Annotated in this window: 4 protein-coding genes and 1 pseudogene; 4 read left to right on the forward strand and 1 reads right to left on the reverse strand. The window is 72.6% G+C overall.

The features are described 5' to 3' along the window. Window positions 1–409: 409 nt before the first annotated feature. A pseudogene (locus ACZ4WS_RS35205) lies at window positions 410–853 on the reverse strand (EamA family transporter); the annotation flags it as partial. On the opposite strand from ACZ4WS_RS35205, the gene ACZ4WS_RS35210 reads away from it, so the two are divergent. From ACZ4WS_RS35210 to ACZ4WS_RS35225, 4 genes are all read left to right on the forward strand, one after another. Next, entirely contained in the window at window positions 852–2,447 is a 1,596-nt protein-coding gene (locus ACZ4WS_RS35210; protein ID WP_467986883.1) for an alkaline phosphatase D family protein, read from the forward strand. The pseudogene ACZ4WS_RS35205 and the gene ACZ4WS_RS35210 sit on opposite strands and share 2 nt — an antisense overlap. 210 nt (window positions 2,448–2,657) lie before the next feature. Continuing rightward, a complete protein-coding gene (locus ACZ4WS_RS35215) occupies window positions 2,658–4,061 on the forward strand; it encodes an SWIM zinc finger family protein (protein ID WP_467986884.1) in 1,404 nt (467 codons plus the stop codon). Next, a complete protein-coding gene (locus ACZ4WS_RS35220; RefSeq protein WP_467986885.1) occupies window positions 4,058–6,709 on the forward strand; it encodes a DUF7824 domain-containing protein in 2,652 nt (883 codons plus the stop codon). The genes ACZ4WS_RS35215 and ACZ4WS_RS35220 overlap by 4 nt, the downstream gene beginning before the upstream one ends. Window positions 6,710–6,870: 161 nt before the next feature. Further along, window positions 6,871–8,313 (forward strand): GNAT family N-acetyltransferase, encoded by a 1,443-nt coding sequence (locus tag ACZ4WS_RS35225; protein WP_467986886.1) that lies wholly within the window; start codon window positions 6,871–6,873, stop codon window positions 8,311–8,313. The last annotated feature ends 107 nt before the right edge of the window (window positions 8,314–8,420 follow it).

Raw genomic sequence — 8,420 nt, forward strand, 5'->3', positions numbered from 1 at the left:
CGGCCTGTGCGGCGCCGTACGCGCCCGTACCGACGAGCGGCGCGGTGCAGGCGGCCGCGACGGGGATGAGGCCGGAGAAGAGCGTGGCGCGCTCCGCGCCGATTCTCTGCATGCCCATGTACCAGCACACGAAGCCGACGACCGTGACGACCGCCGCCTGCCACAGCAGCGCGGCGGCCTCGGTGGCGTCCGGCATCCGAAGCCACGCGGCGCGTCCGCTGAGCACTCCGGCCGCCGCCGACTCTGCGGCGACGATCCCGCAGACGGTGGCCGACAGCAGCCGTGGCCCGAGCGGCCGCAGGACGGGCACGGCCAGGACCGCGAAACCGACCTCTCCGGCCGGCGCGCACACGGAGTACGCGATCCCCGTCGCGTCCGTGCGCCCCCACCCCTGGACGGTGAAGGCGCCCACCGCGACGAGCAACGCGCCGTACAGGACCAGGCGTTGCGGGCGGCGGCCCTCCAGAAGAGGTACGACAACGGCCACGACCACCGGGGCGCAGCCCACGAAGACGCCGGGAACCGCCGGTTCCGCCGTGCGTTCGGCGGCGATCACCGAGATGTTGAAGCCGATCATGCCGACGGCCGCGAGCAGCGCGAGACGCCCCCACTGGCGCGGCGCCAGCCGTCGCAGCGGTACCGTGCCGCCCCGGCCGACCAGCGGCAGGAGCAGCACACAGGCGAGGCCGTAGCGCAGGAACTGGCCGCCCGCGTACGGGTAGTGGCCCAGGACGCTGTTTGCGGTGAAGGAGCCTCCGACGAGTTGTTCACTTGTGGTTTCCGTGTGCGCTGCGGCGCACCAGTAGTTGTGGCACTGCACACTGGCCGAATCCGTCCCTGGAGGCGCATTCATGTCACACCGACCGCAGAGCCCCTTCCCCGGTCGCCGCAGTGTTCTGCGCGGCTCCCTCGCCGCGTCCGCGGCGCTGGCCCTGCCCACCACACTCGGCGCGGCACCGGCGCTCGCCCTCTCCGGGCGGCCGAAGGCCGGGTGGGGCGTCCAGGCCGGAGACGTCACCGCCGACTCCGGCCTGGTGTGGGTCCGGTCCGACCGGCCGGCCCGGATGATCGTCGAGACGTCCGCGACCGAGTCGTTCCGCAACCCCCGCAGATGGCACGGACCGCTGCTCGGCGCGGACACGGACTTCACGGGCACGACACGGCTGCGCGGTCTGCCCGCGGGCGAGCAGATCCACTACCGCGTCCTGCTCGCCGACCCCGACGACCCGCGGCGCACCGGCGAACCGGTGACCGGGACCTTCCGTACGACACCGGTGGGACGGCGCGGCGGAGTGCGGTTCCTGTGGTCGGGCGACCTGGCGGGGCAGGGCTGGGGCATCAACCCGGACATCGGCGGTTACCGGATCTACGACGCGATGGCCGCGCTGGACCCGGACTTCTTCCTGTGCAGCGGCGACAACATCTACGCCGACGGCCCGATCGCGGCAACTGCGGCGCTCCCCGACGGCAGCACCTGGCGGAACATCACGACCGAGGAGAAGTCCAAGGTCGCCGAGACCCTGGCCGAGTTCCGCGGCAATTTCCGCTACAACCTGCTCGATGACAACCTCAGGGCTTTCAACGCCCAGGTGCCGTCCATCATCCAGTGGGACGACCACGAAGTGCGCAACAACTGGTACCCGGGCGAGGTGATCGCCGCCTCGGACACCCGCTACGCCGAGAAGAGCGTCGACGTACTGGCCTCCCGCGCCCGCCGCGCGTTCAGCGAGTACTTCCCCCTCTCGACGCTGCGACCGGGCGACCAGGACGGCCGCGTGTACCGCGTCATGCGCCACGGGCCGCTGCTGGACGTCTTCGTGCTCGACATGCGGACGTACCGCAACGCCAACTCCCCCGACAACCAGACCACCGACCCGCAGGGCATCCTCGGCGCCGAGCAGCTGGAGTGGCTCAAGCGAGAGCTGTCGCGGTCGCGTGCCGTGTGGAAGGTGATCGCCGCGGACATGCCGCTCGGTCTGGTCGTGCCCGACACGACCGAGGGGAAACCGAACATCGAGGCCGTGGCCCAGGGCGATCCGGGCGCGCCGCTCGGCCGCGAGCTCCAGATCGCCGAGCTGCTGCGGTTCATCAAGCACCGCCGGATCACCGGCACGGTCTGGCTGACCGCCGATGTGCACCACACCTCGGCGCAGCACTACCAGCCGTCGCGGGCCGCCTTCACCGACTTCGAGCCGTTCTGGGAGTTCGTCTCCGGTCCGCTCAACGCCGGCGCCTTCCCCGCGAACGCGCTGGACAACACGTTCGGTCCGGAGCGGGTGTTCGTGAAGGCGCCGACCGCCTCGAACGTCTCGCCCGCCGGCGGCTACCAGTTCTTCGGCGAGGTCGACATCGACGGCGACAGTGGCGAACTGACGGTGCGGCTGCGCGAGCAGGACGGAACCGTGCTGTTCACGCAGGTGCTGCAGCCGGGGCGCGTGGGGCAGTAGCAGGGCCCGAGAGGCCACTGGCCAGCCGGGGCGCGTGGGGCGGCAACGCCCGTCCCACTCCCGTACCCTCGAACGGCTGGGCCGCGCACCGGAGTCATCCCCCGGTGCGGGGCCCCGTTCGCCGTCCGCCGACACCGGCCGGCATCCGCCGACGAGCAAGTTCCCGCAGGTCAGAGCCGATTGTCAGTGGTCGCCTCTACGGTTTTTCCCATGACGCGATCGATGCAGGCCGTGGCCTATACCCGACCCTCCGCGCTGGAGTCCGCACCGAGCGGACGGCGCCTGGGACTTGAGACCTCACGGGGTGCGACACCCACGGGGATCGAGGACCATCCGCGCTTCTTCGCGGGCTTCCTCACGTCGCCTCAGATGGCGGCCGCCGGGCTGCTCGCGGTCGCCGACGTGGCGGCGGCCCGCTACTACCAGCGGCAGTTGGCGGCGTCACTGGACCCGGTGGTGACGGGCAACGGCGACCGGCTGCGCTTCGAGTCCTTCTCCGGCTGCGGCGGGGTGTACGCGCGGCTGGACGTGCTGGAGTCCGGCCTCGACGGCGACGAGGTGGGACACGGCACGACCAATGTCGACGTCAACAACCCGCTGCGCGAGGCACTTTCACGGGTCGGCACGGACGATCCACTGCATCTTCGGGTCGGCCCCGAGGAGATGGCCGTGACGACTCTGGACGGTCCCGTCGTGGAGAAGAAGGTGCCGCTTCCGGACCGCTGGCTGCGCGGTTTCGCCGAGGCCCAGGTGATAGCGGCCGGGTTCGATCTGCGGGCCGAACTGCCGGCGGCCGAGGCCGTGCGGTTCCTGCGCTCTCTTCCGCGCACCACCGCGCGCGGGGCCTCCCGCGGCGCGCGCTGGGTGGTGCCCGCGGGACGCGGCCTGCGACCGACGACCCGGCCGGTGCCCGGGGCCGTGTGCCTGCCCGGTCCGGAGCGGCTGATCGCCCTCCAGCGGGTACTGCGCCATGCGACGGCCCTGCGGGTGTACGGCCCACCGGTCTCCGGTGACGCCACGGCCGCCGGCGCCTGGGAAGCCGTTCTGCCCGGCATGCGACTCACGCTCACCCTGTCTCCGGATGCCTCCCGCGGGTTCTCCGGGGAAGGCGGGGTCCTGGACGCCCTCGCCACCGACGAGGCCGCCGAGGACGCGGAGTTGATCGCCGTACTCCTCGCGTGGGAGCCGCGCATCGACGTCGCCGAGCTGGCCGCCGCGTCCGGGCTGCCGGGCGAGAGGGTGCGAGCGGCCCTGGTCCGTCTGGGCACGTCGGGGCGCGTGGGGTACGACACTGCGGAGGCGGCGTACTTCCACCGCGAACTGCCCTACGACGCCGAGCGCGTGGAGCGCCACAATCCGCGGCTGCGTTCGGCCCGGGCGCTGGTGGCCGCGGGGGCGGTCGTCCTGGAGGGTGCCCTCGGCACGGTGACCGCCGACGACGGGCATGTGCACCGGGTCCGCGACGACGCCGGGACCCTGAGCTGCTCCTGCTTGTGGTGGGCGAAGTACCGGGGAGGTCGTGGGCCCTGCAAGCACGCGCTCGCGGTGCGGATGGTGCGGCGGGGAGCCATGGCGCGGCAGGCAGAGGTTCTGGTCGACGGGGGTGCACGATGAGCGGCGACGCGCTGATGAAAGCCGTACGGGAGGGGCAGACCATCGAGGTCACAGGGCTCCTGGACGCGATGACCGATGCCGAGCGCCGGGCCTGTCTGCCCGCGCTGAAGGAACTCCGCAAGGAGCTGCGCGGCGCGCCGTGGAGCCCGGGGTCCCGCAAGGCGTATCCCGCGCTGCACGCGGCCGGAGCGGGGTGTCACGGGGGCGCTGCCGGGGCGGCGACCTGGATCGCGGCTTCCGACATGCGCTGGTCCCAGGCCTCCCCCGGTGTGCTCCTCCATGTGCTCGACGACCGCGAGCCCGACTGGCTCGGCGACCTGACCCACCGCCTCGCCGAACGGCCGGTCACGTCCCGGATTCCCTACGTGCTGCTGGCCGGGCTGGTGAAACTGTCCGGTGGTGATGTGCCCACGACCGATGCCTACGTGGAGGGCTGGGTCGAGCACATCGGCAGTACGTGGCACCACGGGGGCGGGGGCACCGTGGTGGAACGTCTTCGCCAGGAGCCGCACCTGGCCCAGATGGTCGCCGCGCTGTTCGAGTCCGTGGAGGTGACCGGCCGGGTCGCCTGGCTGTTCGGTGACGGGCCGGGCAGCTGGTTCAACGCGCTCGCGCAGCTCGCCCGGGAGGGCACCCTCGACCGCAAGCTCATGGTCGACACCTGCGTGGCCCGGCTGCTGCGCGGCGGCACCCCCGCCGATCAGCGAGTGTTCCTGCGGCTGTTGACGTGCCTCGACCTGACGCGGGAGGAGGAGCGGGAGCGCTCCGCCGACTGGACTGCGCTGGCCTCCGACGCGACGTCGACGGTGGCGTGGCACGCGCAGTCGGTTCTCGCCGCCCTCGCGCTGGACGGTGAGTTGACGCCCCGGCAGCTCGCCGAGATGTCCTCCGGCGTGCTGTTCCGCACCGAGAAGAAGCTTGTGCGGGCGCAGCTCATGCTGCTGGGCAAGGTCCTCAGGCGCGATCCGTCCACCGCGTCCGAACTGCTGCCCGCGGCGGCGCAGGCCTTCGGACACGAGGACACGGAGATGCAGGAGCGCGCGCTGAAGCTCGTGGAGCGGCACTTCGGCAGGTTCGACGCCGCGGACGGCGTTCGGGAAGAACTTGTCGACGCCGCAGCCCAGTTGAGTCAGGGGTTGCGGACCCGCGCCGAGCAGCTGTTCGGCGCCGGGACGCTGGACTCCGCACCGGTCGTCCACGAGGAGGTACTGCCTCCCGTGCCGGAGCGGACGCGGCTCGCGCCGCCTCCGGAGTCGGTGTCCGAGGTCGCCGAGGAGGTCGGCGCACTGCTGGCCTCCGGCGGTGAACTCGACGCGTTCGAGCGCACCTTGGACGGACTCGTGCGCCATGCGTACCGGGACAGGCAAGGACTGGCCGAGGCGTTGCAGCCCGTCACCGCGCGCTGCTGGTGGGCGACTGCCGAACCGGACTACATCGACCGCTACTTCCGGGCCAACGTGCATGACTTCGAACTGATCCTCGCGACCCTGCTGGGCGCCACCCGTACCGGCTCGCTGCACGACGCGGTGCAGCGCGGCGTCGCGGGATCCCACTGTGTGCACAGCGGGCTCGCCGATCCCTTCCACGCACGGCTGCGGGAGGTCGCCCACCGGATCCGCATCGAGCCACTGCCGTTCCTGCTGGCCACACCGACCTGGTCCACAGGGCTGCTGGAGGCGGCGGACCTGGTGGACCGGCTGGACACCTACCGGCGGCTCGGGGCACGCCCCGGACAGGCCGACTTCGCGCAGGCACTGCTGCGGGTGCGCAGGGACGACCGCGTGAGCGCCGAAGGGGCGGCCGACCGAGCGCGGGAGCTGGGCACTGCCGAGGGCGAGCGGCTCGCCCAGTGGCTCACCTATGAGGGCCCGGTGCTGCCGCTCAGCAGACGACGGACGTCGGGTGCCCGCATCCTGGTCGAACTCGGCGAACTGGACGAGACGCAGCCGTCGTTCCCGCCGGAGTTCCGCGCTCTCGACCACCCCCTGACGCCCTTCAAGGAGCACCAGTACTGCGGTCACTGGGTCGCCATGGAAGCGCGGCACTGGCTCGGTGTCCTGCCCGGTCGGCGGGAGCTCGTGGCGGCACGGATGCTGCGTGACCTCTCCGCGGTCGCCGTGGGCGAGATCCGGGGAGGGGCCGCCCTCCTGCCGCCTCTCGCCGAAGCCGACGGCGAAGCGGGCGAGGCGGTGCACCTGTGTCTGGCGTACGGGCTCGGAGCGCGGCATCCGGAGGACCGGCTCTCCGCCGTGGACGCGCTGCTGGTTCTGGCCGCGCGAGGACAGCTCGACGCGGGGCGGCTCGGCGCCGATCTCGGGCAGTTGGTGCGCCGGGGTGCCGTGAAGCCGCTGCGGCTGGCCGAGTCGATACGGACGGCGGCGGCCACCGGCGCGTACGCCACCGTCTGGGCGGTGCTCCGCGACGCGCTGCCCATCCTGCTGGCCGATCTCGCGACGGAAGGGACGAGCACCACGCCCGCCCGCGGGCTCGGGGATCTGCTGGCCGTCGCCGCCGAGTGCGCCGAGCGGTCCGGGGCACTCGGTGAGTTCCCGCATCTGTCCCAGGCCGCCGGACGGCGGGGCTCGTCCAAGCTGGTGACGCAGGCCCGCCGGCTGCGGACGGCGCTGACGCAGCCGGCCGCCGCCTGACGCGCGCCATGTCGGCCACCGCCCTGACCAGGCATGTAACCCACGCGTCCGGCCGAAGCAAAACGCCCGTAAAAAGAACTGCAAAAGGGGCAGAACGACACTTTACCGATCAGTCACAAACCGTTCGTGATCACGCAACACCGTTCCTCCACAGTGGCTGCATGACTCCAGACATCTCTGATGTGACGCGTGCGAAGCACGGTCGCCCCGTCCACCACTGGCGGCGGGACCTCGTCGAACTCGCCGCGCTGTTCACGGCGGTAGCGGTCGCGGACGCCACCGCCAACCTGATCGGGCACGGACCCGACGGACCGGCCCTGCTGGTGATCTCGGCCGTGATCCTGGTCGCCACGGCCGGGTTCCACACATGGTGGGCACGGCGCCACGGTCACGCGCCGCCGACGGGCGATACCGGTGCCCGGCCGCTCGCCGATGGGCGACGGGCCGGGCAGTCCGAAGCATCGACGACCACGCCGGAGGTCGCCGCCGAGGCAACCGTGCTGTGGCGGATGCGGACGACGGTGAAGGACGCGCCGGGTTCGCTGGCCGCGCTGTGCACGGCGCTGGCACAGCGGCAGGTCGACATCCTGAGCCTGCAGACACATCCGCTGGCGGACGGCACGGTGGACGAGTTCCTGCTGCGCGCTCCCGCCGAGCTGTCCGCGTCCGAGATCACCCGCGCGGTGTCGCAGGCGGGTGGCGCCGGGACCTGGATCGAGCGGGCCGACGCCCACGATCTGGTGGACGCGCCGACGCGTGTGCTGGGGCTGGCCACGCGTACGGCGCTGGACGCCGCGGAACTGCCCCTCGCGTTGCGGCAGTTGCTCGGCCGTTGCACCATCCGCTCGCTGCCTGCCAAGTCCCCGGGGGCCGGGCGCGCGGAGGAGGGTGCTCCCGTCGAGGGGGCGCTCGAGAACACGGTGATGCGGCTGCGGGCGCCGGAGGGTGGGGTGATCACGGTGGAGCGGCCGTATCTGCCGTTCACGCCGACCGAGTTCGCGCGGGCGCGGGCGCTGGTGGAGCTGGACGCGCGGCTCGGTCCGCGGATCCCGCGCAGCCAGGACATGCTGACGCTGCCCGCGGGCAACGCCATCACCGTGCGGCGCGCCGACGTCTCCGACCTCGAGGCCGCCAAGTCGATGCACGAGCGCTGCTCGCCCCGCACGCTCAGCATGCGCTACCACGGTCCCATCGGCGACGCCGACCGCTACCTCAACCACCTGCTCAGCCCCCGCTTCGGACGCACCCTCGCGGTACAGACGGCATCCGGGCGCATCGTCGGGCTCGGCCACCTCCTCTGGGACGGCGACGAGACCGAGATCGCGCTCCTCATCGAGGACGACTGGCAGCGGCGCGGCATCGGCAGCGAGTTGCTCGGCCGCCTCGTGACGATGGCCGTCGAGGCCGGCTGCGAGAGCGTGTACGCCGTCACGCAGGCCTCCAACACCGGCATGGTCGCTGCCATGCGCGGCCTCGGCCTCCCCCTCGACTACCAGATCGAGGAGGGCACCCTGGTCATCACCGCCCGTCTGGACGCGACTCCGGTGACATCACGGCTGCCGTATGACGAGGGGCAGCGTGGGGAGCAGGTGGTGCGGGACTAGTTGGCGGGGGCGGCGGGGGGGGGGGGGGGGGGGGGGGGGGGGGGGGGGGGGGGGGGGGGGGGGGGGGGGGGGGGGGGGGGGGGGGGGGGGGGGGGGGGGGGGGGGGG

The organism is Streptomyces sp. NPDC029292 (assembly GCF_055569295.1).

Bases quoted from the DNA above. Each gene is read 5' to 3' on its own strand.
- ACZ4WS_RS35210 (WP_467986883.1), top strand. From the start codon at position 852: ATGTCACACCGACCGCAGAGCCCCTTCCCCGGTCGCCGCAGTGTTCTG.
- ACZ4WS_RS35215 (WP_467986884.1), top strand. From the start codon at position 2,658: ATGACGCGATCGATGCAGGCCGTGGCCTATACCCGACCCTCCGCGCTG.
- ACZ4WS_RS35220 (WP_467986885.1), top strand. From the start codon at position 4,058: ATGAGCGGCGACGCGCTGATGAAAGCCGTACGGGAGGGGCAGACCATC.
- ACZ4WS_RS35225 (WP_467986886.1), top strand. From the start codon at position 6,871: ATGACTCCAGACATCTCTGATGTGACGCGTGCGAAGCACGGTCGCCCC.